Origin of the sequence: Arthrobacter sp. SLBN-100, assembly GCF_006715305.1 — a bacterium.
Taxonomy (GTDB): domain Bacteria; phylum Actinomycetota; class Actinomycetes; order Actinomycetales; family Micrococcaceae; genus Arthrobacter.
The window spans coordinates 4,271,401-4,295,734 of record NZ_VFMY01000001.1 but is presented as its reverse complement, the minus strand read 5'-3'; the positions used below and the strand labels follow the sequence as shown (position 1 = coordinate 4,295,734).

General features: G+C 64.9%; 22 protein-coding genes. 7 read left to right on the top strand and 15 right to left on the bottom strand.

Annotated features, from left to right (window positions below; genetic code table 11):
* Window positions 1-7: 7 nt before the first annotated feature.
* From FBY31_RS19830 to FBY31_RS19780, 11 genes are all read right to left on the bottom strand, one after another.
* A complete protein-coding gene (locus tag FBY31_RS19830) occupies window positions 8-1,339 on the bottom strand; it encodes a thymidine phosphorylase (protein WP_142044430.1) in 1,332 nt (443 codons plus the stop codon).
* Window positions 1,336-1,743: a cytidine deaminase gene (locus FBY31_RS19825; RefSeq protein WP_442858200.1), complete on the bottom strand. Its 408-nt coding sequence runs from the start codon at window positions 1,741-1,743 to the stop codon at window positions 1,336-1,338. Before FBY31_RS19825 ends, FBY31_RS19830 begins: the two co-directional genes overlap by 4 nt.
* A gap of 4 nt (window positions 1,744-1,747) precedes the next feature.
* Window positions 1,748-3,073, bottom strand: a complete 1,326-nt coding sequence (locus FBY31_RS19820; protein WP_142044426.1) for an ABC transporter permease — start codon at window positions 3,071-3,073, stop codon at window positions 1,748-1,750.
* Window positions 3,070-4,443, bottom strand: coding sequence for an ABC transporter permease (locus FBY31_RS19815; protein WP_142044424.1), 1,374 nt, complete (start codon window positions 4,441-4,443; stop codon window positions 3,070-3,072). The genes FBY31_RS19820 and FBY31_RS19815 overlap by 4 nt, the downstream gene beginning before the upstream one ends.
* Entirely contained in the window at window positions 4,436-6,031 is a 1,596-nt protein-coding gene (locus FBY31_RS19810; protein WP_142044422.1) for an ABC transporter ATP-binding protein, read from the bottom strand. Before FBY31_RS19810 ends, FBY31_RS19815 begins: the two co-directional genes overlap by 8 nt.
* A 178-nt stretch (window positions 6,032-6,209) precedes the next feature.
* Window positions 6,210-7,319, bottom strand: a complete 1,110-nt coding sequence (locus FBY31_RS19805) for a BMP family lipoprotein (RefSeq protein WP_142044420.1) — start codon at window positions 7,317-7,319, stop codon at window positions 6,210-6,212.
* Window positions 7,320-7,574: 255 nt separating this feature from the next.
* Window positions 7,575-8,594: an NADP-dependent oxidoreductase gene (locus tag FBY31_RS19800; protein ID WP_142044418.1), complete on the bottom strand. Its 1,020-nt coding sequence runs from the start codon at window positions 8,592-8,594 to the stop codon at window positions 7,575-7,577.
* Entirely contained in the window at window positions 8,591-9,019 is a 429-nt protein-coding gene (locus FBY31_RS19795) for an organic hydroperoxide resistance protein (protein ID WP_142044416.1), read from the bottom strand. Before FBY31_RS19795 ends, FBY31_RS19800 begins: the two co-directional genes overlap by 4 nt.
* 56 nt (window positions 9,020-9,075) lie before the next feature.
* Entirely contained in the window at window positions 9,076-9,510 is a 435-nt protein-coding gene (locus tag FBY31_RS19790) for a MarR family winged helix-turn-helix transcriptional regulator (RefSeq protein WP_142044414.1), read from the bottom strand.
* 102 nt (window positions 9,511-9,612) lie between these two features.
* Window positions 9,613-10,812 (bottom strand): amidohydrolase, encoded by a 1,200-nt coding sequence (locus tag FBY31_RS19785; protein WP_142044412.1) that lies wholly within the window; start codon window positions 10,810-10,812, stop codon window positions 9,613-9,615.
* A 74-nt stretch (window positions 10,813-10,886) separates the two neighbouring features.
* Window positions 10,887-12,020, bottom strand: a complete 1,134-nt coding sequence (locus tag FBY31_RS19780) for a mannose-1-phosphate guanylyltransferase (RefSeq protein WP_142044410.1) — start codon at window positions 12,018-12,020, stop codon at window positions 10,887-10,889.
* Between the two features lie 264 nt (window positions 12,021-12,284).
* Between FBY31_RS19780 and sdhC the strand changes: the two genes are divergently transcribed.
* The 5 genes from sdhC to FBY31_RS19755 all read left to right on the top strand — a co-directional run bounded on the left by sdhC (window position 12,285) and on the right by FBY31_RS19755 (window position 16,752).
* Window positions 12,285-12,665: a succinate dehydrogenase, cytochrome b556 subunit gene (sdhC, locus tag FBY31_RS19775; protein WP_142044408.1), complete on the top strand. Its 381-nt coding sequence runs from the start codon at window positions 12,285-12,287 to the stop codon at window positions 12,663-12,665.
* A 3-nt stretch (window positions 12,666-12,668) separates the two neighbouring features.
* Entirely contained in the window at window positions 12,669-13,130 is a 462-nt protein-coding gene (locus FBY31_RS19770; RefSeq protein WP_142044406.1) for a succinate dehydrogenase hydrophobic membrane anchor subunit, read from the top strand.
* A gap of 108 nt (window positions 13,131-13,238) precedes the next feature.
* Complete coding sequence (sdhA, locus tag FBY31_RS19765) at window positions 13,239-15,038, top strand: succinate dehydrogenase flavoprotein subunit (protein ID WP_142044404.1); 1,800 nt, start codon at window positions 13,239-13,241, stop codon at window positions 15,036-15,038.
* Between the two features lies 1 nt (window position 15,039).
* Window positions 15,040-15,822, top strand: a complete 783-nt coding sequence (locus tag FBY31_RS19760; RefSeq protein ID WP_142044402.1) for a succinate dehydrogenase iron-sulfur subunit — start codon at window positions 15,040-15,042, stop codon at window positions 15,820-15,822.
* 159 nt (window positions 15,823-15,981) lie between these two features.
* Window positions 15,982-16,752, top strand: a complete 771-nt coding sequence (locus tag FBY31_RS19755) for an alpha/beta hydrolase family protein (RefSeq protein ID WP_142044400.1) — start codon at window positions 15,982-15,984, stop codon at window positions 16,750-16,752.
* A 40-nt stretch (window positions 16,753-16,792) separates the two neighbouring features.
* On the opposite strand, the gene FBY31_RS19750 is transcribed toward FBY31_RS19755, so the two are convergent.
* Complete coding sequence (locus FBY31_RS19750) at window positions 16,793-18,094, bottom strand: ABC transporter substrate-binding protein (protein ID WP_142044398.1); 1,302 nt, start codon at window positions 18,092-18,094, stop codon at window positions 16,793-16,795.
* Between the two features lie 121 nt (window positions 18,095-18,215).
* On the opposite strand from FBY31_RS19750, the gene FBY31_RS19745 reads away from it, so the two are divergent.
* The gene (locus FBY31_RS19745; RefSeq protein ID WP_142044396.1) at window positions 18,216-19,157 is read left to right on the top strand and encodes a glycoside hydrolase family 43 protein; all 942 of its coding nucleotides are present in this window, start codon (window positions 18,216-18,218) and stop codon (window positions 19,155-19,157) included.
* Window positions 19,157-21,433, top strand: a complete 2,277-nt coding sequence (locus FBY31_RS19740; protein WP_442858199.1) for a hypothetical protein — start codon at window positions 19,157-19,159, stop codon at window positions 21,431-21,433. The genes FBY31_RS19745 and FBY31_RS19740 overlap by 1 nt, the downstream gene beginning before the upstream one ends.
* Before the next feature lie 26 nt (window positions 21,434-21,459).
* Here the strand turns inward: FBY31_RS19740 and FBY31_RS19735 are convergent, their stop codons facing one another.
* From FBY31_RS19735 to trpS, 3 genes are read right to left on the bottom strand one after another with little or no spacing between them, the layout of a single operon-like run.
* Window positions 21,460-22,524, bottom strand: coding sequence for a YihY/virulence factor BrkB family protein (locus FBY31_RS19735; RefSeq protein WP_142044394.1), 1,065 nt, complete (start codon window positions 22,522-22,524; stop codon window positions 21,460-21,462).
* A gap of 58 nt (window positions 22,525-22,582) precedes the next feature.
* Window positions 22,583-23,284, bottom strand: coding sequence for a 2'-5' RNA ligase family protein (locus FBY31_RS19730; RefSeq protein WP_142044392.1), 702 nt, complete (start codon window positions 23,282-23,284; stop codon window positions 22,583-22,585).
* 4 nt (window positions 23,285-23,288) lie between these two features.
* Window positions 23,289-24,332 (bottom strand): tryptophan--tRNA ligase, encoded by a 1,044-nt coding sequence (gene trpS / locus FBY31_RS19725; RefSeq protein ID WP_142044390.1) that lies wholly within the window; start codon window positions 24,330-24,332, stop codon window positions 23,289-23,291.
* Between the last annotated feature and the right edge of the window lie 2 nt (window positions 24,333-24,334).

Here is a 24,334-nt window from a genome sequence, read left to right as displayed (position 1 = left end):
AGGACCCCTATGCTATTCGGTCGATGATCAGCCGCTGCGCCGGCCGCGCTCCCTCGGGTGCAATAACCACCGCGTGCTCCAGCGCTTCCTTTGCCCGCGCAAAACGCTCCGGGGTGTCGGTCAGCAGGGTCATCAGCGGTTCGCCCGCGCGGACCAAAGCGCCTGGCTTAGCGTGCAACCGCACGCCTGCGCCTGCCTGGACAACGTCCTCCTTGCGGGCCCGTCCGGCGCCCAGCCGCCATGCAGCCACGCCCACGGCCAAGGCGTCCAGTTCCACCAGTACCCCGTCCGCCGGCGCGTAGACCACCTCGGATTCCCGGGCTAGCGGCAGCTTGGCCCGCGGGTCTCCGCCCTGCGACTCGATCATGCGGTTCCAGACGTCCATGGCGCGGCCGTCCTTGAGGGCGGCTGCCGGATCGGCGTCATGCACCCCTGCGCAGGCGAGCATTTCCTCGGCCAGCCTGACGGTCAGCTCCACTACGTCTTCAGGACCGCCGCCGGCGAGTACCTCCACGGATTCCTCCACCTCAATGGCATTGCCCGCAGTGAGCCCCAGCGGCGTGTCCATGTTCGTAAGGAGGGCCACGGTGTTGACCCCGGCGTCCTTGCCCAGGGCCACCATGGTCTCGGCAAGCTCGCGGGCCCTGGGTTCATCCTTCATGAACGCACCACTGCCCACCTTGACGTCCAGGACCAGCGAGCCGGTCCCTTCGGCAATCTTTTTGCTCATGATCGAGGAGGCAATGAGCGGAATCGCCTCCACGGTGCCGGTGACGTCGCGCAGTGCATAGAGCTTTTTGTCGGCGGGGGCCAGGCCGGCACCCGCGGCGCAGATGACGGCGCCAACGTCCTGGAGCTGGGCCAGTATTTGCTCGTTGCTGAGGTTGGCCCGCCAGCCGGGAATGGCTTCCAGCTTGTCCAGGGTGCCGCCGGTGTGGCCCAGTCCCCGGCCGGAGAGTTGGGGAACGGCAACACCGAAGACCGCCACCAGCGGCGCCAGCGGCAGGGTGATCTTGTCCCCAACGCCTCCGGTGGAGTGTTTGTCCGAGGTGTACTTCAGGCCCCCGTCCGGCCGGCGCAGGCTGGAGAAGTCCATCCGCTCCCCGGACGCGATCATGGCGGCCGTCCAACGGGCGATTTCGATCCGGTTCATGCCGTTGAGCAGGATGGCCATGTTCAGGGCAGCCATCTGCTCGTCGGCGATGACCCCCCGGGTGTAGGCATCGATGGTCCAGTCGATCTGTTCGGGGCTGAGGGTGCCTTTGTCCCGCTTGATGCGGATGATGTCGACGGCGTCGAACGCCTCGGCTTTGTTGTTCGCTGCGCGGGTGTCTGTCACCGGGTTTCCTCCAGGTGTTCGGGACCGAAGGCGTCGGGCAGCACCTGGTCCATGGTCTTGATGCCTTGGGTGGTCATGAGTTCCATGCCCGGCGCCCGGAATTCGTAGAGCAGCTGGCGGCAGCGTCCGCAGGGCATCAGGACCCCGCCGTTGCCGTCCACACAGTAGAACGCCCGGAGCAGTCCGCCGCCGGTCATGTGCAGGTTGCCCACCAGTGCGCATTCGGCGCACAGGGTCAACCCGTAACTGGCGTTTTCCACGTTGCAGCCGCTGACGATCCGCCCGTCCTCGGTGAGTGCTGCCGCCCCCACCGGGAACTTCGAGTACGGAACGTAGGCGTGCTGCATCGCTGCGACGGCCGCAGCCTCCAGCGCGGCCCAGTCCAGGTCCTTTGCATCGGCCACGGTGTCAGCCCTTGACATAGGGAATGCCGCTGGCAGCCGGGCCCCGGGACCTGCCTACCAGCCCGGCCACGGCCAGGACCGTCACCAGGTACGGCAGCATGGCCATGAACTGGCTGGGTACCGGGGTGCCGATGATGGTCACGATGCTCTGCAGGTTGTCCGCGAACCCGAACAATAGCGCGGCGAAGAAGGCGCCGATCGGGTTCCAGCGGCCGAAGATCAGGGCGGCCAGCGCAATGAAGCCGCGTCCGCCGGAGATTTCCTTGGTGAAGCTGTCGATCGCCACCAGGGTGAAGAAGGACCCGCCGATGCCGGCCACGGCCCCGCCCAGGGTGACGTTCCAGAACCGGGTGGCGTTGACGTTGATGCCGAGCGTATCCGCTGCCTGCGGGTGCTCACCCACGGCCCGCACCCGCAGGCCCCATCGGGTCTTGAACAGGCCTACCCAGACCACCAGGACGGCGATGTACATCAGGTATCCCACCAAAGACTGGCGGAACAGGATGGGCCCGATGACCGGGATGCTGGACAGGACGGGAATCTCGATGATGTCCAGCCCGGGAGGCGAATTGAACTGGGCCTTGTTGGCCTGCATCACGGTGCTGAAGAGGAAGCCCGTGACCCCGGAGACCAGGACGTTCAGCACGACGCCCACGATGATCTGGTTGACGAGGTATTTGATGCTGAACAGCGCCAGCACCATGGACACCACGGCTCCCGCCACTGCGGCGGCCGCCAGCCCGATGAAGGGGTTCTGCGTCATGCTGGCCACGATGGCGGCGGTGAAGGCGCCGCCCAGGAGCTGGCCCTCAATGGCGATGTTCACCACGCCCACCCGCTCACACAGGACGCCGGACAAAGAACCGAAGACCAGCGGGACGGCGAGGGTGACGGACCCGGCGACGAGGCCGGCCAGGGAAATGTTCGGGGTACGGGCTCCGCCCACAACCCAGATGAGGAACGCGGTCACGAACAGGACGATGAAGGCCACCGTCAGCCAGCCCGGAGCCGGCCTGCCCTTGGTCTTGAGGTACACGGCATAGCCGGCGAGTCCCAGGAGCAGGACGGAGAGGACGATGCCGCCGGCAAAGGCGTTCACCTGCAGGGCCGGGAGCTGGAAGAAGTCCTCGCTGGTGGAGATCCCGAAGCTGGCGGTCTGGTTGGGCGCCATCAGGCCGAAAAGGACCAGGGCGATCAGTCCGAAGGCGGTGAGCAGGATCGGGGTCCGCCAGGTCACCGGTTTGACGGAGACTGTTGCTGGACCGGTGTCCGCCGATGCGTTATTCGGCTGCGGTGTTCCCGGGCGGGGCGACGAAACTGTTGTGCTCATGCTGCACCTCCGGTAGTTGCTGCCTTACGGGATTTGGCGGTGCGGGCCGGCTTCTTGCGCCGCGGGTTCAGGCCGAAAACGGCCCGGACCAGGGGGGGCGCCGCGATAAAGAGCACGATCAGGGCCTGGACCACCAGGACGATGTCGATGGGGGTTCCGGTCTGGATCTGCATCTGGACGGCTCCCGCGCGGAAGGCGCCGAACAGGAGGCCGGCAGCGAAGGTGCCCCACGGCGTCGAACGTCCCAGCAGGGCGACGGTGATGGCGTCGAAGCCGTAGGTGGCCGCCACGCCGTCGGTCAGGACTTTCTCGGTGCCCGCCACCTGGGCCACGCCGGACATACCGGCCAGCCCGCCGGCGATGGCCATCACGAGGATGGTGGAGCGGGAGACGTTGATGCCGGCGGTCTGGGCGGCCTTGGGGTTGGCGCCGACGGCCCGGAACTCGAAGCCCACGGTGGAGCGGTTCAGCAGCCACCAGACCAGGACGGTGGCTGCGATGGCCAGCAGGAAACCGAGGTGCAGGCGGTACTGGGTGCCGAAGATCTGCGGGTAGACGGCGCTGGGGTCCAGGATGGGCGAGATGGGGTTGGTCTCCCCCGGCCGCTGGAAGGCCGGCGTGTTCAGCAGGAACCGCAGGAAGTACAGCGCGATGTAGTTGAACATGATGGTGAGGATGACCTCGTGGGCGCCGGTCCGTGCCTTGAGGACGCCCACGAGTCCGCCCCAGAAGGCGCCGCCGATGATGCCGGCCAGCAGGACCAGCAGCAGGTGCAGGCCCAGGGGCAGGTGGAGCGCGAAGCCTATCCAGGCGGCCAGGATGCCGGCCACGATGATCTGCCCCTGGGCGCCGATGTTGAACAGTCCCGCACGGAAGGCCAGCGCGACGCCGAGGCCGGCCGTAATGAGCGGTGTGGCGATGGTGAGCGTCTCCATAAACGGCGCGAACTGTGCGGCAAGGCTGTTGCCCCGGGGGTTGAAGACCGAGCCCTGGAACAAGGCGATGTAGGACCGGGTGGCAGCGTTCCACACTGCTGAGAGGAAGTCAGTAGGGCGGGCGAAGAGGTAGGTGGAGGTGGTGGCCACCTGTTTGTCGGTGCTGGCAATCAGGAGCCCGCCGATAATGAGGGCAAGCAGTACGGCGAGAACCGAGACCATGCCGCCGCCAGTGAAGATCCTGCGGAGCACGGTGTCCGGGCCGCCCGGCAGCTGCCCGCTCTGGGCAGTGGCAGGGACGGCTGAAGGCTCCATGGCGCCGCCGGCGGTATCAACGGAGACGACGGCGGCAGTCAGGTCCTCCGCGGGGGCTGCTTCGCGGGCTTCGGGGGCGGGTTCGCCGGCCGCGTGCCTGGGGGGATGCTTGTCAGACATTCTCGCCTCCTTCGGCGTCGGAAGTGGAGGCCGTGGCAGAAGCTGTGGAGGCCTGGCCCGAGCCCTGGGCCGACGTGCGGGCGTGTTCCTCCGGCGGGATTCCCGCCATCATGAGGCCCAGGACGTCACGGCCGGTGCCGGCCGGCACAATGCCCACCAGCTTGCCTTTGTAAAGCACTGCAATGCGGTCGGCCAGTTCCATCACCTCGTCCAGCTCCGTCGAGATGATCATTACCGGCGTCCCCTGGTCGCGCTCGGCCACGATCCGGCGGTGCAGGAACTCAATGGAGCCCACGTCCACGCCGCGGGTGGGCTGGGAGGCGATGAACAGGCGCAGCGGGCGGGACAGCTCGCGCGCCATCACCACTTTCTGCTGGTTGCCGCCGGAGAGGGTACCGGCGGCGGCAACCGCCGACGGCGTCCGCACGTCGAATTCGCCGATGCGCTCCTTGGCGTTCTCCAGAATCTTCGCCGGGCTCATGCTGATGCCCTTCGCGAACGGGGGCTTGTCATAGAGGTCCAGGACCAGGTTCTCGGCCACCGAGAAAGTGCCCACCAGCCCGTCCACCTTGCGGTCTTCCGGCACGAATCCGACGCCGGCCTTCAGGACTTCCTTGACCGACCGGCCGAGCAGCTCCTTGCCGTCGAGCCTGATGGAACCCGAAACACGGTCCTGGAGGCCGAGGATCGCCTCGGTGAGTTCGGTCTGGCCGTTGCCCTGCACACCGGCCACTGCCAGGATTTCGCCGCGGGCAATGTCAAAGCTGAGGCCGTTTACCACGTGGTGGCCGTTGGGGGCGATGACGGTCAGGTCGCGGACTTCGAAGGTCTTTTCCTTCGGCTGGGCGGGCGCCTTGTCCAGGTTCAGGCTGACGGCGCGGCCCACCATCATGGAGGCGAGCTCTGCGATGGGGGTGCCGGAATCGGCCGTGCCCACCACCTTTCCGTGCCGGATCACCGTGATGGTATCCGAGACTTCCTTCACTTCCCGCAGCTTGTGCGAAATAAAGACAATGGACGTCCCGCCGGCCTTAAGCTGGCGCATGATGTCCAGCAGTTCGTCCGTTTCCTGGGGCGTCAGCACAGCAGTGGGTTCGTCCAGGATCAGGACCTTGGCGTTCCGGACCAGCGCCTTGATGATTTCCACGCGCTGCTGGACGCCCACCGGCAGGTCCTCCACCAGGGCGTCGGGATCGACATCGAAGCCGTACTGGTCCGAGATCTCCTTGATCCGGCGCCGTGTCTCATCCAGGTTGAGGAAACCGCCGGCCTTGGTGGGTTCGGCCCCGAGGGCCACGTTCTCGGCAACGGTGAAGACGGGGACCAGCATAAAGTGCTGGTGCACCATGCCGATTCCGGAGGCCATGGCGTCACCGGGGCCGCGGAAGGAAACAGCCTTGCCATCAACGAGGATTTCACCCCCGGACGGCTCATAAAGGCCGTACAGCACATTCATGAGGGTGGATTTTCCGGCCCCGTTCTCCCCCAGCAGGCAGTGGATCTGCCCGGGTTCAACCACCACATCGATGTGATCGTTGGCGAGCAGGGTCCCGAAGCGTTTAGTGATCCCTCTGAGTTCAAGTTTCAACTCTGACCAATCTCGAAGCGTCCGGTGATCGACCGGACGGGATATGTGGCTGCAGCACCAGCCTAGTGGTTGCAGTCCTGGGATTAACGGGCGGTGGCCCAAAAGTGGCAGGCAGCAGCAAAAAGCGCCACCGCCCGGCCGGTCATCGACCAGCCGGGCGGTGGCGCTCTATGCAGGGTCAGTACTTCGGGCTTGCCTTGGACTCGACTTTCAGCTTGCCGTCCACAATGTCCTTCTTGATCTGCTCCAGCTCGGACTTGAGCTCGGCAGGGACCTGCGAATCGAGATCGTGGAAGGGGGCCAACTGCACACCGTCGTTGGCCAGGGTGCCAACGTAGGGCGTGTTGCTGAACTTTCCTTCCGTGTCATCCTTGACCACGGCCTCCACGGCCTCGTCCATCGTCTTTATGACGGACGACAGCATAATGTCCTTGTAGTCAGGGGCGGTCAGGTAGCCGTCGGAGTCGACCCAGATCAGCTTGACGTCCTTGCCGGCGGCCTTGGCATCCTTCAGCGCCGCCCCCGCGCCCTTGCTGGTCGACCCGGCGACGGGCAGCACGATATCGGCGCCCTGGTCCAGGAAGTTCTGGGTGACCTGCTTGCCCACGTCCTGCTTTTCGAAGTCGCCGGTGAACGTCCCGTCCTGGGCCTCCTTGTTCCAGCCAAGGAGTTGGACGTCCTTGCCCTTCTGCTTGTTGTAGTACTTCACGCCGTCAGCGAAGCCATCCATGAAGATGGTGACCGTGGGGATGTTCTTGCCACCGAAGGTGGCCACTTTCCCGGTTTTGGTGGTGCCTGCCGCGAGGTAGCCGGCTAGGAAGGCTGCCTGCGCGGTGTCGTAGATGATCGGCTTGACGTTCGCGACCGGGGTGTCGTATGCGAAGTCGATGATGGCGAAATGTTTGTCGGGGTTGGCTTCTGCCTGCTGCTTGGTGGCGTCGCCGAGAAGGAAGCCCACCGTGAGGGTGAGGTCGCAGCCCGCGGTGACCATGGCGCGCAGGTTCGGTTCGAAGTCGTTGTTGGTTTTGGACTCCGCCTGGTTGACTTTGATCCCCAGGTCCTTCTCATTCTTCTTCAGCCCTTCGTAGGAGGACTGGTTGAAGGACTGGTCATCGAATCCGCCGGAGTCGGAGACGATGCAGCCGGTGTAGTCGCTGGCCCCGGCTGACGAGGTGCTTCCGGCTTCAGGGGCTGCGCCGCAGGCGGTCAACAGAAGGGCGGAGGCGCTGACGGTAGCCAGGCCGGCCGTTGAACCGCGCTTGATGTGTGCACGCAGTGATTTCTTCAATTTTCCTCCAGGATGAAGAGAGTGGCGCTACGGTTCGAATTCAATGAGTGTCCGTTTCTGCATTGAAATTCTGTTTTCACTGACAGCCCGCAGCACTGCGCCGGAGCGCACTGATGGCACCTACTTTAGTGGCCTGCGACACGTCTCCCTAGCACACCCGGACCGCTTTTCAGAGATCGTTTACAAGTTGTTACCAACGAGTAAGGGGCCGCACCTTGGGTGCGGCCCCTTACTGGTTCAGCTGCCGGAGAACGGTCAGAGGCGGACCAGCATCTTGCCGGTGTTGGCGCCGTCGAGCAGGTCCATAAAGGCCCGCGGGGCTTTCTCGAGCCCGTCCACGATGGTCTCGTCGTAGCGGACCGTGCCGTCAGCGAGCCAGCCGGCCATCTTCTCGGCGAACTCCGCAGCGTGCTGCCGCTGGCCGCCCACCAGGAAGCCCTTGAGGGTGAGCTGCTTGCCGATGGCGAGCATCAGGTTGTGTGGTGCGGGTGTTGGCTCGGTGGAGTTGTATTGGGCAATGGCGCCGCACATCGCCACTCGGCCGCCGACGTTGAGCGTGGCCAGGGCGGCCTCAAGGTGTTCGCCGCCCACATTGTCGAAGTAGACATCGATGCCGGCTGGCCCGGCTGCCTTCTGCAGCTGCTCCAGGACAGGCCCGTCGTGGTAGTCGAAGGCAGCGTCAAAGCCGAGTTCCAGCAGCCTGGCCACCTTGGCAGGGGTGCCCGCTGAACCAATCACGCGGGACGCACCCATGGCCTTGGCGATCTGGCCCACCAGTGAGCCCACGGCGCCGGCCGCGCCCGAGACGAACACGGCGTCGCCGGCTTTGAACTCTGCGACCTTGAGCAGGCCGGCGTATGCCGTCAGCCCCGTCATGCCCAACGCACCGAGGAAAGCGGACGCGGGGGCGAGGTCGGTGCGTGCGGGCGTGGCTGCGGCAGCGTCCACCACTGCGTATTCGCGCCAGCCCAGGGGGTGCACCACAACGTCACCTTCCTGATGGCGCTCCGAACGGGAGGCAAGCACCTCCCCCACGGCACCGCCGTCGAGCGCTTTATCCAAAGCGAAGGGTGCGGAGTAGGACTTGACGTCATTCATGCGCCCCCGCATGTAGGGATCGACGGACATAAAGAGGTTGCGGACCAGGATCTGGCCGTCCTGGAGTTCCGGCAGCCGGGACTCGGCAAGCCGGAAGTTCTCCGGGACCGGGCGGCCCTTCGGTCGGGAAGCCAGCTGGATTTCGCGGGTGGTGACGGGAAGAGGTGCATGGCTCATGCGGCGTACTCCAGGATTTTGATGTCCACGGTGATGTTGCCGCGGGTGGCGTTGGAGTAGGGGCAGATTTCATGGGCCTTGGCCACCAACGCCTCCGCGGTGGCCAGGTCCAGTGCCGGCAGGGCGATCTCAAGTTCGGCGGCCAGCCCGAAACCGGCGGTGTCCAGCTGTCCGAGGTGCACCTTGGCGGCCACTGCCGAATCGGTCAGGTCCGCGCGTTCCTTGCGGCCCACCAAGCGGAGGGCGGAGTGGAAGCAGGCGGCGTAGCCGGCAGCGAAAAGCTGTTCGGGGTTGGTGCCTTCGCCGGTTCCGCCAAGCTCAAGGGGGCTGGCGAGGGTGACGTCCAGTTTACCGTCGTTGGTCCGTGCATTGCCGTCGCGGCCTTCGCCCGAGGCAAGCGCCTCGGCAGTGTAAAGGGATTTCACGGTGTTTCCGTCCTGTTGTGGGGTTGAAATCTGCGGTGTCAGAGCGTGTTGTGGTGTCAGAGCGTGTTGTGCAGGGCTGCGGTCAGGCGGCCCAGGGTGTCGCGCAGCTGGTCAAGTTCTTGGGCTGTCAGCCCCGCGGCGTCCGCGAGCCGCTGCGGGATGGCGCCGGCCTTCCCGCTCAGCTCCCGGCCGGCCGGCGCCAGGTGGATGGCGACCCGGCGCTCGTCCTCTCCGGACCGCCGGCGCTCCACCAGCCCCATCGATTCCAGGCGCTTGAGCAGGGGCGACAGGGTGCCCGAGTCCAGTCCGAGCTCTTCGCCCAGTTCTTTCACGCCGCGCGGCTCGCTTTCCCACAGCACCAGCATCACCAGGTACTGCGGATAGGTGAGGCCCAGCCCTTCGAGGACCGGTCGGTAGACCGCAGTGGCGGCACGGGATGCGGAGTAGAGCGCAAAGCACACCTGGCGGTTCAGCCGCGGAGCATCTGTCATGCCAAAACCATAACGTGCAACTAAATTGTGCACAACTTATGGCAGGGACAGGAAACAGGGTCGTCTTTTCAGAAAGTACGACGGCGGCATCCGCCGCCGCGGCTAAAGGTCGCGGATGGTGCGCAGGGCCGCAGCAGTGAGGACCCGGACGCCAAGGCCCAGGGCCCGTTCGTCCAGGATGTAGTCGCCCCGGTGGAGATCGTATTCCTCGCCGCCGGGAGTTTTGGTGCCAAGCCTCATCATGGCGCCCGGTAGCTCCGCGAGGAACCAGGCGAAGTCCTCCCCGCCCATCGACTGCGGGGTCAGCACCACGGCGCTTTCGCCGATCTCCGCCCGTGCGGAGGCCTCGATGATCGCCGTCTCGTGTTCAGAGTTCACCACCGGCGGCACTCCCCGGGTGTGCTCCAAACGCACATCCACGCCGTAGGGGGCTGCCACCTGGTGCACCACTTCATCCAGCAGTTCGCCCGCGGCGTGCCACGCTTCGCGGTCCAGGCACCGCATGGTTCCGGCCATGTAGCCGGTTCCGGGAATCGCGTTCGGAGCCGAGCCGGCCGAGATCTGGCCCCACACCACCGAAACCCCGCTCCGGACATCCACCCGGCGGGACAGGACGGCAGGCACATTCACGGCAATCTGGGCCAGGGCGAACACCAGGTCCTCGGTCAGGTGCGGGCGTGAGGTGTGGCCGCCGCGGCCCGAAAGCTCGATCCGGATGGTGTCCGAGGCCGACGTGATGGCGCCGATCCGGGTACCGATCTTGCCCACTTCGATGCGCGGATCACAGTGCAGGGCCAGGATGCGGGGAACCCCGTCCAGGACACCCTGCTCGATGCAGGAGTGGGCCCCGCCGGGCATCGTTTCCTCGGCGGGCTGGAAGATGATGCGGACGGTGGCCCCAAGCGGTTCCTCCTGGTGCATACGGTGCAGCACCAGGGCGATGCCCAGCATGGTAGTGGTGTGGACGTCGTGGCCGCAGGCGTGCGTCACGCCGTGGTTCTTCGAGGCGAAAGGCAGGCCCGTCTCCTCAATGATGGGCAGCGCATCAATGTCTCCGCGCAGGGCCGTGGCGATGGGCCCCTCCCCCACATCCACCGTGAGCCCCGTGCCCTCCAGCCGCCGGGGGCTGAGGCCTGCGGCTTCGAGCCGCTCGGCCAGCTTGTCCGTAGTGCGGAATTCCTTGAAGGACAGTTCCGGATGCGCATGCAGGTCCCGGCGGAAATCGATCAGTTCCGGCAGGAGCGGCTCAAGCCAGGGTGCCACCAGTGCGGTGGGCTCGGCTTCCGTAGTGTAATTGCGCACGGTTTCACTCTAGCGAGGGTCACCCGATTACGGGCCATCGCGGTCCCCGCGTTACATCCGCAGGGCCGCGCGGCCTACAGAACGTCCGTGTCCCCGCTCGCTTTCAAGGCGTCGACGGCGGCTTTGACACGCTGCGAATTGGCCATGGTGGTCACCAGCAGGGCATCCGGGGTATCCACAATGACAACGTCCTGGATCCCGATCAGGGCAATCACGCGCTTGGTGTCGGTCACCACCACGCCGCTGGAGTTCTCGGTGAACACGCGCGCACCCTCGCCGAGTACGGTGACGTCATCCACTTCCTTGGCGCTGTTGAGCCGGCCCACGGAAGCGAAGTCGCCCACGTCGTCCCAGCGGAAGGAGCCGGGCACGACGGCGACGTCCCCGGCTTCGGCGGCAGGTTCAGCGACTGCATAGTCGATGGCGATCTTGGGCAGGGTGGGCCAGACACGGGCAGTGACCTCGTCGCGGGCGGGGGTGTCCCAGGCGCGCGCGATTTCCTGCAGGCCCTGGAACAGCACGGGCTGGTTGGCCTCAAGGTGCTTGAGCAGGAGGGCAACCGGGGCGACGAACATGCCGGCGTTCCACACGTAGTTGCCGCTGTCAACGTACTGCTGGGCCACTTCCTCGTCCGGCTTTTCGACGAACTCCACCACGTCCTGGGCGCTGGGAGCGCCGTCGATGTGCAGGTCCTGCCCGGATCGGATGTAGCCGAACCCTGTGGAGGGGTGGGTGGGCTTAATGCCTATGGTGACAATCTTGCCGGCGGCGGCGGTGTGGATCGCTTCGCGGACGGCCTGCTGGAAGAGGCTGTCCGGGCTGATCACCTGGTCCGCAGCGAAGGAACCCATGATGGTGTCCGGATCGCGTTCGTGCAGGATGGCGGCGGCAAGGCCGATGGCCGCGCCGGAATCCTTGGGCTCGGACTCCAGGACCAGGTCCGCGTCCTGGAGTTCCGGAAGCTGGCGGCACACCGCATCACGGTGTGCCTTCCCGGTAACTACCAGCACCCGGGTGCCGGCCAGCGGGTGCAGCCGGTCATAGGTGGCGCGCAGCAATGTACTGCCCGAGCCGGTGAGGTCGTGAAGGAACTTAGGAGCTGCGGCTCGCGACAGGGGCCAAAGGCGGGTCCCTACGCCGCCGGCCGGGATCACCGCAATGAAGCGGTCAAGGGGTGAAACGGGGCTTGTCACTTTGTCTGTACTCATCAAGGCCTACTTTAGCCGACCGCCTGCCGTGGCCCCTTCCGGCCCCCGTTCGGAGCCACCGGGACCTCATGAGGACGCGTCTTTGTGGCGTTTGTCTCATTAATCCGCAAAATCCTTGCTACTGCTGGGCACCAAGGAGTTCCTAAATTGAATAAGCTGTGAGCGGAGCCTAGATTTAGGCCTGAGCTACGAGTGCTCTCGCAGCAGGCGTTCCCCCCGCGTGGATCTCATGCCAGCGCCGCTGTGTTGCAGGGAGGTTTATCAGTGCCGACAAAACCAGCTGGCACCTTGTACCGCGGCCGTGAAGGCATGTGGTCCTGGGTAGGACACCGTATTACCGGTGTAGTGATCTTTTTCTTCTTGTTGGTCCACGTTCTGGACACCTCCTTGGTGCGTGTCTCTCCCGAGGCCTACACCGCGGTGATCGGTGCCTATAAGAACCCGCTCATGGCCCTGGGCGAGACCGGCCTTGTTGCGGCCATCGTCTTCCACGCCTTCAACGGCCTGCGCATCATCGCCGTGGACTTCTGGAAGAAGGGTCCCAAGTACCAGCGCCAGATGCTCTGGGCAGTCCTTGGCCTGTGGCTGGTCACCATGGTTGCCTTCTCCATCCGCCACCTGTCCCTCGCGCTCGGAGGTCTCTAAGCCATGTCTGCAACCATTGAGAGCCCGCGCAGCGGACGGATTGCACCCCAGTACCGCCGCACCGGCGGAAGCCGTGGCAACTTTGAAATGATCGCCTGGCTGTTCATGCGCCTCTCCGGCGTGGTTCTGGTGGTCCTGATCTTCGGCCACCTTTTTGTGAACCTCATGGTGGGCGAGGGCATCCACGCCATCGACTTCGGTTTCGTGGCCGGCAAGTGGGCCGACCCGTTCTGGCAGTTCTGGGACCTCACCATGCTGTGGCTGGCCATGCTGCACGGCACCAACGGCGTCCGCACCATCATCAACGACTACGCCGAGAAGGACTCAACCCGCCGCTGGCTGAAGACGGTGCTCTACTCAGCCACCGTCGTCATCATCGTCCTGGGCACCCTGGTGATCTTCACCTTCAACCCTTGCCCCGTGGTGAACGGCGTTCCCCTGCCTGGCGGCTTCTGCCCTGCCTAGCACCGGCAACATCCCGGGCCCGCGGGTACAACCGCGGGCCTTGTTTTGCGGAGCAGGCAACGCCCGCCCGTTGTTTTATTGCGAATTTTGAGAGAAAGAGCGTCTGGTATGCAGGTCCATAAGTACGACGTCGTCATCGTCGGTGCCGGTGGCGCTGGCATGCGCGCGGCGATCGAGTCCGGTCAACGCGCCCGCACAGCAGTACTGACCAAGCTCTACCCCACCCGCTCGCACACCGGTGCGGCGCAGGGTGGCATGTGTGCAGCCCTTGCCAATGTCGAGGAAGACAACTGGGAGTGGCACACGTTCGACACCGTCAAGGGCGGTGACTACCTGGTGGACCAGGATGCCGCAGAGGTCATGGCCAAGGAAGCCATCGACGCCGTGCTCGACCTGGAGAAGATGGGCCTGCCGTTCAACCGCACGCCCGAAGGCCGGATTGACCAGCGCCGGTTCGGCGGCCACACCCGCGACCACGGCAAGGCCCCCGTCCGCCGCGCCTGCTACGCCGCGGACCGCACCGGCCACATGATCCTGCAGACGCTGTACCAAAACTGCGTCAAGCACAACGTTGAGTTCTACAACGAGTACTACGTCCTGGACCTGCTGACGGTCGAAGAGGACGCAGTGCGCGAAGACGGCACGCCGTACAAGCAGAAGCGCGTGGCCGGCGTGGTCTCCTACGACCTCGCTTCGGGCGAACTGCACGTCTTCCAGGCAAAGTCCGTGGTGTTCGCCTCCGGCGGTGCAGGCAAGGTCTTCAAGACCACTTCCAACGCCCACACCCTCACCGGTGACGGCATGGGCATCGCCTTCCGCCGCGGAATCCCGCTGGAGGACATGGAGTTCTTCCAGTTCCACCCGACGGGCCTCGCCGGCCTGGGCATCCTCCTCTCCGAGGCCGCCCGCGGCGAAGGCGCGATCCTGCGCAACTCCGAGGGTGAGCGCTTCATGGAGCGTTACGCCCCCACCATCAAGGACCTCGCGCCCCGTGACATCGTGGCCCGCTCCATGGCCAACGAGGTCCGCGAAGGCCGCGGCTGCGGCCCGAACAAGGACTACGTCCTCCTGGACCTCACCCACCTGGAGCCGGCGCACATCGACGCCAAACTGCCGGACATCACCGAGTTCGCGCGCACCTACCTGGGTGTGGAGCCCTACACGGAGCCGGTTCCGGTGTTCCCCACGGCGCACTACGCCATGGGCGGCATCCCCACCAACATCACCACCGAGGTCCTGCAGGACAACGACACCGTTATCCCCGGTCTTTACGCCGCCGGTGAGGTGGCCTGCGTTTCCGTCCACGGATCCAACCGCCTGGGCACCAACTCGTTGCTGGACATCAATGTGTTCGGCAAGCGCGCCGGTATTGCGGCCGCCGAGTATTCCAAGACCGCCGAGTTCGTGGAGCTGCCGGAGAACCCCCTGGCGTACACCACCGAACTGCTCGACATTGCCCGCAACGGCACCGGCGACGAAAAGGTGGCCCAGATCCGCAAGGAACTGCAGGACACCATGGACGCCAACATGCAGGTGTTCCGCACCGCGGATACCCTGAACCAGGTCCTGCGCGACATCGCCTCCTTCGAGGAGCGGTACAAGCGCATCAACGTCCAGGACAAGGGAAAGCGCTTCAACCTTGACCTGCTCGAGGCCGTTGAACTGGGCTTCCTGCTGGAGCTGGCCAAGGTGATGACCGTGGCAGCCCTGCACCGTGAGGAATCCCGCGGCGGACACTTCCGCGAGGACTTCCCGGAACGTGACGACGAGAAATTCATGAAGCACTCCATGGCGTACAAGGATGACCACGCGCCGGCTGACGGATCGGCAGAAGCAATTGCCGGCATCCGCCTGGCCACGAAGCCGGTTGTCTTTACCCGCTACGAGCCGATGGTGAGGAAGTACTAAGATGACCGCTGAAATCGCTGAGCCAGCCTCAAAGATTGAACTGCCTGCCGGCGTCGGCGGTGGCGGCGAAATCCCCACGTTCGATGTGCACATGCGCGTCCGCCGGTACAACCCGGAGGTTTCCGGCGAGGCTAGCTGGGACGACTACCACCTGACCATGTACGGCACGGACCGTGTCCTGGATGCCCTGCACAAGGTCAAGTGGGAAATCGACGGCAGCCTCTCCTTCCGCCGCTCCTGCGCCCACGGCGTCTGCGGGTCCGATGCCATGCGCATCAACGGCCGCAATCGCCTTGCCTGCAAGACCCTCCTGAAGGACCTGGACACGTCCAAGCCCATCACGGTGGAACCCATCAAGGGCCTGCCGGTGGAGAAGGACCTCATCGTGGACATGGAACCGTTCTTCCAGTCCTACCGCGAAGTGATGCCGTTCCTCATCAACAAGGGCCACGAGCCCACCCGGGAACGCCTGCAGTCCGCCGAGGACCGTGAGCGCTTTGATGACACCACCAAGTGCATCCTGTGCGCTGCCTGCACATCCTCCTGCCCCGTGTTCTGGACCGACGGCCAGTACTTCGGACCGGCGGCGATCGTCAACGCGCACCGCTTCATCTTCGATTCACGTGATGACGCCGGCGACATGCGCCTGGAGATCCTCAACGACAAGGAAGGTGTGTGGCGCTGCCGCACCACCTTCAACTGCTCCGAAGCATGCCCCCGCGGCATCCAGGTGACCCAGGCTATCCAAGAGGTCAAGCAGGCCATCCTCTCCCGCAAGATCTGACAAAGGATCAAGCGAACGACGGCGCCGTCCCCACTTCAGGGGGATTGGCGCCGTCGTTGTTTCACAGCACCGGTGATTGAGCTTGTCGAAATCCCGGTTTCGACAAGCTCAACCACCGGGCCCCGAGTTTAACCAGGAACAGATAAGAAAGGGGACGTTGTGTCCCGCTCTGAAAAAGTCTCCTTTGCCGGTTCCACCGGCGAGATGCTCTCCGGCATCATCGACATTCCGGAAGGCCCGGTCAAGGGCTGGGGAGTCTTCTCCCACGGGTTCACGCTGGGCAAGGACGCGCCCTCCGCGTCGAGGATGTGCAAGGCGCTGGCGGACAGCGGCGTGGGTATGCTCCGGTTCGACAACCTGGGCCTGGGCGGCTCCGCCGGCGAGTGGTCCGCGGGTTCCTTCAGCCACAAGGTGGCGGACACCGTGAAGGCCGCCGAGTTCATGCGCGGCGAAGGGAAACAGATTTCGCTGCTGGTGGGCCATTCCTTCGGCGGTGCAGCCGTGCTCGCGGCCGCGCGGGAGATCCCCGAGCTCGACGCCGTCGCCACCGTTGGTGCGCCTTTCTCACCCAAGCACGTGGCACATGTCTTCGATGCCGCCCTGGACAAGATCCTGAGCGAAGGCAGCGCGGAGGTGGATCTGGGCGGGAAGCGGGTGGAGATCCGGAAGCATTTTGTTGAGGATCTGGAAAACGCCGACCTGACAGACTGCATCAAACAGCTGCACAAGCCGCTGATGGTGCTTCACTCCCCCACGGACAACACCGTGGGAATCGAAAATGCCAGCACCATTTTCCAGACCGCCCGGCATCCGCGGAACTTCGTCTCCCTCGAAGGCAGCGACCATCTCCTGACCGGCAAGGGCCAGGCGGCACGGGCTGGCCGGATCATCGCTGCCTGGGCTGACCAGTACCTCGACGCGGCCGAGTAGCCTGTCAGCGGGCAGCGGCCGACAGGCTACTGGTACCTGGCTATTTGCCGATGGCGGCCTTGCTTTCGCTGATCCACTGCTCCGCTGCCTTCTCAGGCGTCAGCCGCTTGAAGAGGACTTCTGTGTTGATGCGCGCAGTGATCTCGGAGACCGCTGTTGATCCCGTAGGCCCGATGAACGTTGGGGCGAAGTCCATCTTGCCGATCTGGTCGATGTACGAGGCCTCCACTTTGCCCTGCGGCGTCAGCAGATCCTTGACCGCGTTCCGCATGTCGGAGTTGCTGGGGACTCCGCGGTCACTCTGGATGATCTTGGCGGCGGCCTCATTGTTCACCAGGAAGCTGACCAGCTTGGCTGCAGCATCGGTGTGCTTGCTCCTGGCCGAGATGGTGTAGAACTGTGAGGACTGCAGCCAGATTCCCGGAGTGGGCGTTTCGCCGGGCAGCTTGAGCAGCTTCAGCTCAGCGCCCGAAGCCTTGCTGAGGGCGGACAGTGAGTTGCTCCAGGTGAGCATCATGGCTGCCTTGCCCATACCCATCAGGGTTTGCTCAGTACTCACGTTCAGTTTCTCCACGGTCTCGGAGGCGCTTGGTGCCGCTCCCGACCCGCTCAGCTTCAACGAGTAGTCGAAGTAATCCTGTACCGTTTCCTGGCCCAGGCCGAGCTGGCCGTCCTGGGTATACAGCGACTCGCCCTGCTGCCGGGCGAATGCGTCCAGGGAATCATGGGTGAGGACCGTTGCCGTTCCATAGGTGCCTTGGGGACTCTTGTCCGTCACCTCTGCGGCGATCCTCGCGAAGTCCTCCCAACTCCACTTGCTGTCATCCGGGACTGCAACGCCCGCTGCCTCGAAGACCGCGGGGTTTACGACGATTGAGAGTGCATTGGCTCCGGTGGACACGCCGTACTGCTTGCCTTGGACCTGGCCGTTTTCCAGCGCACCCTGGTCCGTCTTTGTCAGGTCCAGCGAGCCACTGACCTTGGAGAGATCCAGCAGTGCGCCGCGGTTGGCATATTCGGCAGGGTAAGCCCCGCCCATGGTGATGACATCAGGAGCATCGTTGGCCGCTACCTGCGTGGCCAGTTTGTCGAAGTACCCGCTGATGTCACCGTATTCGGGCTTGACCTTGATGTTGGGGTTGGCGGCCTCGAATTCGGCGATGGCCTTGTTGGTCAGCTCAGCGCGCCCCGCGTTTCCCCACCAGGAGAAGCGGATTTCAACGGGGCCTTCCGCTGGCTCGCTGGACGAGGGGCTGGAACATGCGGCGGTGAGCCCAAGTGTGCTCACCGCAGTAAGGACAGCGATGGTCTTGCGGAAGTTCTGGAACACTTTACGCGCCATTGTGTAAGCTTCTTTCCAACGTGAGAAAACGGTTCCTGAAACGTATCAAGGCCTTGCGGCGAAGGTCAACAGCCCCGCCGAGCCAAATACCGGAACCCCGGCGCACGACAGAACGGACATCATGAACCTGCCACTTGGTGATATCCAGATCCGGGACCCCTTTGTCCTGACGCTTCCGGATTCCGGTGAATACCTGCTGTTCGGAAGCACCGACAAGAACACCTGGTCTGGGCCCGCCACAGGATTTGACTGCTACCGCAGCCCGGACCTGGTCCGCTGGGAGGGACCACTGCCCGCTTTCCGGCCGTCAGCAGGCTTCTGGAGCCAGGAGCAATACTGGGCGCCCGAAGTGCACCTCTTCGAGGGGCGGTATTTTATGTTCGCCACCTTCACAGCCCCGGGCCGTTTCCGTGGAACCCAGGTACTCTCCGCCGACCGGCCGGAGGGACCCTATACACCGTGGAGCAGCGGCCCGGTCACCCCATCGAACTGGCAGTGCCTGGACGGGACCCTTCACGTGGACGCCGAGAGGACGCCCTGGATGGTCTTCTGCCATGAATGGAAGCAAGTGCACGACGGCGCCATGATGGCCCAGCGCCTCAGTCCGGACCTGCGCAGCGCCGTAGGAACACCTCTCTTCCTGTTCAATGCGTCGGAGGCAGCGTGGGCGCGGCCATTGTCCGTTCCGTCAACCAGGGACCTGGACTTTCCCGTCTACGTCACCGACGGGCCCTATCTGTTCAGGCTCAGCAGCGGCAAACTGGTCTTGTTGTGGTCAAGTTTTGGCGATCACGGGTATGCCATGGGAATCGCGCGCAGCGAATCAGGAACGGTGCTCGGGCCCTGGACCCAGGAACCCGAGCCGCTGTGGAGCACGGATGGCGGTCATGGCATGATCGCCCGCACCCTGGACGGCCGGCTTTTCCTGACCCTGCATCAGCCAAACAACAGCCCCCATGAACGGGCAGCCTTCTATCCGCTGCGGGAACTGGAGGACACCATAGTCCTTGATCTTGCAGCCGACAACATGTTCACCGGAAAAATGTCAGGAGGGCGTGCATAGTGCACAGCCAGACCACCACCCCACGTTCGGACCGTCCCTCCCCAGGGTCCGCCCGCAGCGGAACCATCAAAAGGAAAGCGCTCGTCCGGCGCCACAACGTCTGCCAACGCACACTCGACCCCCGAAGCCCTGTCTCCGTGGGAAACGGCGAGTTCGCCTTCACCATGGACCTCACCGGCCTCCAGTCCTTTCCCAGGGCCTACCCGGTTGGTGCCAGGGACGAACTGCCGCCGGGAACGCTTCTTGGTACCCAGGCGCAATGGGGATGGCACGCCATACCGCCCGCGCAGCCATACGAACTCACCGGCTCCACCGTCGTCTACGACTCACCGCGAGGGCCCGTTCCATACGTTGACATGGTGGGCGATATCGTCAATGACCGCGAGACCGACGCCTCCCGGGCCGAGACGTGGCTGCGGGCCAACCCCCACCGCCTGGATCTGGGACGCATCGGATTCCGGCTGGTGGAGGCCGGCGTGGAGCGCGGGATCACCGAAGCCGACATTTCCGGCGCCGAGCAGACCCTGGACCTGTGGACGGGACTGGTAACGAGCACCTTCACGCTGGGCGGCCACCCGGTCAGCGTCACGACGGCGTGCCACCCCCACCGCGACGAGCTCGGCCTTCGCGTGGAGTCATCCGCTCTCGGTGACGGTCTGGTGATTGGCATCGATTTTCCCTACGGCTCGGAGGCCTGGCACGATGCTGCCGATTGGCACAGCCCCGGCTCCCACACCACCACGCTCAAGGAGGCTGCGCCTTCCGCGGCTCACGCCGGCTCCACCAGCTGGGCTGTCCAGCGCGAGTTGGACAACTCCCGCTACCAGGTGGTGATCACGGGCAAAAAACTTGCCGTCGAACAGACAGGGCAGCACCACCTTCGGGTCTCTCCCCCGGCAGCTGGCCAGGACAGCCCGGCCGTCATTGACATGACGATTGCTTTCATTCCCGCCGCAGACGGCGACTGTGCTGCACCGGCTGGCAGAAAGCTAACAGGCGCGGCAGCCCGGCCAGGCGAGGGCACAGAGGCCCGAACCGCCGTCGTGCTTCCAGAGGGTAGCGCCCTTTCCGCGGGCAGTGCCGTTGCCGCCGCCTCCGCCAGGTATTGGCCCCGGTTCTGGTCCTCAGGCGGTGCCATCGAACTCGATGCGACGGACGATCCCCGGGCGAAGGAGCTGGAGCGCCGGATCGTCCTGTCGCAGTACCTGACCGCGGTCAACTGCTCAGGCTCATTGCCCCCGCAGGAAACCGGCCTGGTATGCAATTCCTGGCGGGGCCGCTTCCATCTGGAAATGCACTGGTGGCATGCCGCCCATTTTGCCCACTGGAACCGGGCGGAACTCCTGCTGCCCTCGTTGAAGTGGTACTCCACAGTGTTGGAACGGTCGAGGGCAACTGCCAGGGAGCAGGGTTTCGATGGCGTCCGCTGGCCCAAGCAGGTAGGCCCTGACGGCAGGGAGAGCCCCAGCCCCATCGGGACATTCCTCATCTGGCAGCAGCCGCACCCCATCCACCTGGCCGAGCTGGCGTACCGCGCCAGCCCTGGCCCTGAAGTGCTGGAGGAGTTCGCGGAGATCGTATTCGAAACGGCCGCGTTTATGGCCAGCTTCGCACATCGAACCTCGCGGGGATTTGAGCTGGGACCACCTTTGATTCCTGCCCAGGAGAGCTACGGCAGCATTCGAGGCGCCGTCACGAACCCCACCTTCGAGCTCGCGTATTGGCAGTGGGCCCTTCGGGTCGCAGCTGCCTGGCGGGAGCGGTTGGGACTCGAGCCCGTCCAGGCGTGGCGCGAAGTGGCCGAGGGCCTGGTGAAGCCGAGGATGATCGATGGCGTCTACGCTGCCATCGACGTGGAACCCTTCACCATTCGGACGGATCATCCCTCGATGCTTTGCGCGCTCGGTGTGCTGCCGGAGACTGACCTGATCGACAGGGAGATCATGAGGGCAACACTGGCGGACGTGCTTGCTGACTGGGACTGGGACACCACGTGGGGCTGGGACTATCCCGTGATGGCCATGACTGCGGCCCGCCTCGACGACCCGGAGGCTGCCGTTAACGCACTCCTGATGGGCGCGGGGAAGAACACCGTGCTACCCAACGGACACAACCGCCAGACGGACTCACTGCCTCTGTATCTGCCCGGCAACGGCGGGCTCCTCGCCGCCGTCGCACTCATGGCCGCCGGGTGGGACAACGGACCGGACCGGAATGCCCCCGGTTTCCCGCCCGGTTGGACCGTCGTGTGGGAAGGGCTGGTGGCTGCGCCGTAAGGTCCAGGCGGACGGGCAGGTCCGGACTATCGCTGCCGGAACCGGCCAATACCCCGGCGCCGGCCAGTAGCACCGTTTTCCTTGTAGACCGGGGCCTTGCCCGGCTGGACTGGCACCTTTCCCGGCTGTACTTGGCGGGCGCCCCAGGTCCCTTTGTCATGTCCCGAGGCGGCGCTCCGCAAGTCGGCCTCCCGGACGGCCGCCCAGCCGGCTGAGACGAGGTAGACCTGGCTGACGAGGTTGAACCAGATCAGCAGTCCGATGATGATGGCGAACGGCGCCAGGAGCGGGTTACGGCTTGCCCCGGCCAGCAGTTCCGTACTGAAGATTTGCAGTACCGTAGAGCCCAAAGCCGCCAGGATGGTGCCCTCCAGCAGGGCCCTGCGGGACAATTTCAGGCCCCCGGCCAACCGGAACATGATCAGTGCCGTAACCCAGTTCAGCACCAGGGGCACCCCGATCTTGATGGACGTGGTCAGCGGGCCGGCCAGGACCTTATCCAGTTGCAGGAACTCCGAGACCCAGCCTGCCGCCGTCCCGAAGACCAGGGAAGCGCCGGCGCTGATCACCAGCGCCACACCCAGGAGCAACAGGATGCCCGCATCCCGCAGCTTCAGGAGGATGGGGTTGAGCAGCGGCGGCGGCAGTTCCATAACGCCGCGCAGCCCGTCCCTCAGGCTGGCAATCCAACGCAGCGAGGTAAAAACAGTCACTGCGGCCGCAATGGCTGCCGTCCAGCCGAGCCCATCCGGATTCAGCAGCTCCTCCGGGTCAACCAGGCCGTCGCCGCCGTTCACCTTCAGGAGACCGGGCGCGCTTGAGGCCACGCTGCTGATGATCGTGTCCAGCAGCGTGGGCTGCCCCCGCAGGACCAGGCCTGCGACGGAGAACCCGGTCGCGAGCAGACCTGTGACGGAGAAGAACATGTTGAAGCCGATGCCGGCACTCATCAGGGGGCCATGCTGGAGGTTGTAATGCCGAAAGGCGCGCATGGGACGGAAGACGTTCAGGCGCGCCAGAAGCCACTGGAGCATGGCGATGGCGGCTGCGAATGGACCCCCGCCTGCCCTGCGGGCTTTGCCCCACTGCATCCGTTTCTGGATGACGGCAAGCTTTAACCGGGCCTGTTCAGTGGGAAGTGGCTGTTGTTCAGCCTGCTTCGGCTGCTGTGTCCGGGGCGGCGTCCGTGAATCGGGTGCCGGCGTCGTTGTCAGTTTCGGTCCCAAAGTCCAGCTCTTCCCGTAGCTGCCAGATGCCGTCCGCATCGTGCTCGTAGAGTCCCATGCTAACCACGGGAAAGGTGGCTCTGTAGTTTTTCAATACCGTTTCAGCTTCGTCGAGGCTTTCCGGGGCGACGTCGTGGGCGATCGTGACGTGCGGGTGGTAGGCGAAGGGCAGTTCCCGCTGGAGGGGGCCCTGCTGCAGCTTTTCGTGCAGGTCCACGCAGGCCTCGAAGCCTTCCTCCACGGTGATGAAGACTACCGGCGAGACCGGGCGGAACGTTCCGGTGCCGGCGATGGTGACCATAAAGGGGCTTTGCCGGCGGGCCACGTCCCGCACGTGCTTCCGCGTGGCTTCCCAGTTCCGGGTAGGCGTGGTGGTCACCAGGGTGATGTGTGCCGGGACCACGTCGGCAAGGGGATCCCCGAAGGATGCCCGCCAGCGCTGCAGCTCCTCAGCCACCTCGGGCGGGAAGCCCAGGATGACCCCTACGCTGATGTCTTCCGTCCGCGATGGCCCATGTCCGGCCGCACCGGTGTCCTCCGCTGGGTCGCCTTGGGGGTTACCGGGCCTTCCCGCTGCCTGAGTGGAGCGGGAGCCTTCCCTTGCGGTGACTTTGCTGGCTGGCATGGCGCTAGCGGACTCCTGCGAGGGAGAAGGACGGAAGGAAGCCCATGCGCTCATACACCTGGCCAAGGGTAACGGATGCGATTTCCCTGGCCCGCTCGGCGCCGTGGGCCAGCAGCCGGTCAAGTTCCGCGGGGTCTGCCATCAGCTCGTTGGTGCGGTCGCGCAGCGGCGTGACGAACTCGACCACCACCTCGGCCAGGTCAACTTTGAGGTGGCCGTACATCTTGCCCTGGTACTCGGCTTCGAGCTCCGCCACGGACTTGCCGGTGAGGGAGGAATAGATGGTCAGCAGGTTCGAGATACCTGGCTTTCCCTCCTGGTCGAACCGGATTTCGGTGCCGGCATCGGTCACGGCGGACTTAATGCGCTTGGCCGCAACTTTGGGGTCCTCGAGCAGTTGGATGGCCCCGTTGGGCGATTCCCCGGTCTTGGACATTTTGGCGCTGGGATTCTGGAGGTCGTAGATCTTGGCGCGTTCCTTCACGATGGTGGCCTCCGGGACCGTGAAGGTGGCTCCGAACTTCGTGTTGAACCGCTGGGCCAGGTTCCGGGTCAGTTCCAGGTGCTGGCGCTGGTCCTCTCCCACCGGCACGAGGTCGGTATGGTACAGCAGGATGTCCGCTGCCATCAGGGTGGGGTACGCAAACAGTCCCAGGGTGGCGGCGTCGGCGCCGGACTTCTGGGTCTTGTCCTTGAACTGGGTCATCCGGGAAGCTTCACCGAAGCCGGTGATGCAATTCAGCGCCCAGGCCAGCTGCGCGTGTTCGGGCACGTGGGACTGGACGAAGAAGATGCTCTTGTCCGGGTCGATACCTGCTGCGATGTACTGGGCCGCCACTATACGCGTGCGTGTGGCCAGTTCAGCGGGGTCGAAGTCCACGGTGATGGCGTGCAGGTCCGGAATAAAGAACACGGCGTCGTACTCGGCCTGCATGTCCACCCAGTTGCGGACGGCGCCGATGTAGTTGCCCAGGTGCAGGGAGTCCGCGGTGGGCTTCGCGCCGGAGAGGATGCGCTTCTTGGGGGCAGGGGAAGTCTGGCTAGTCATGG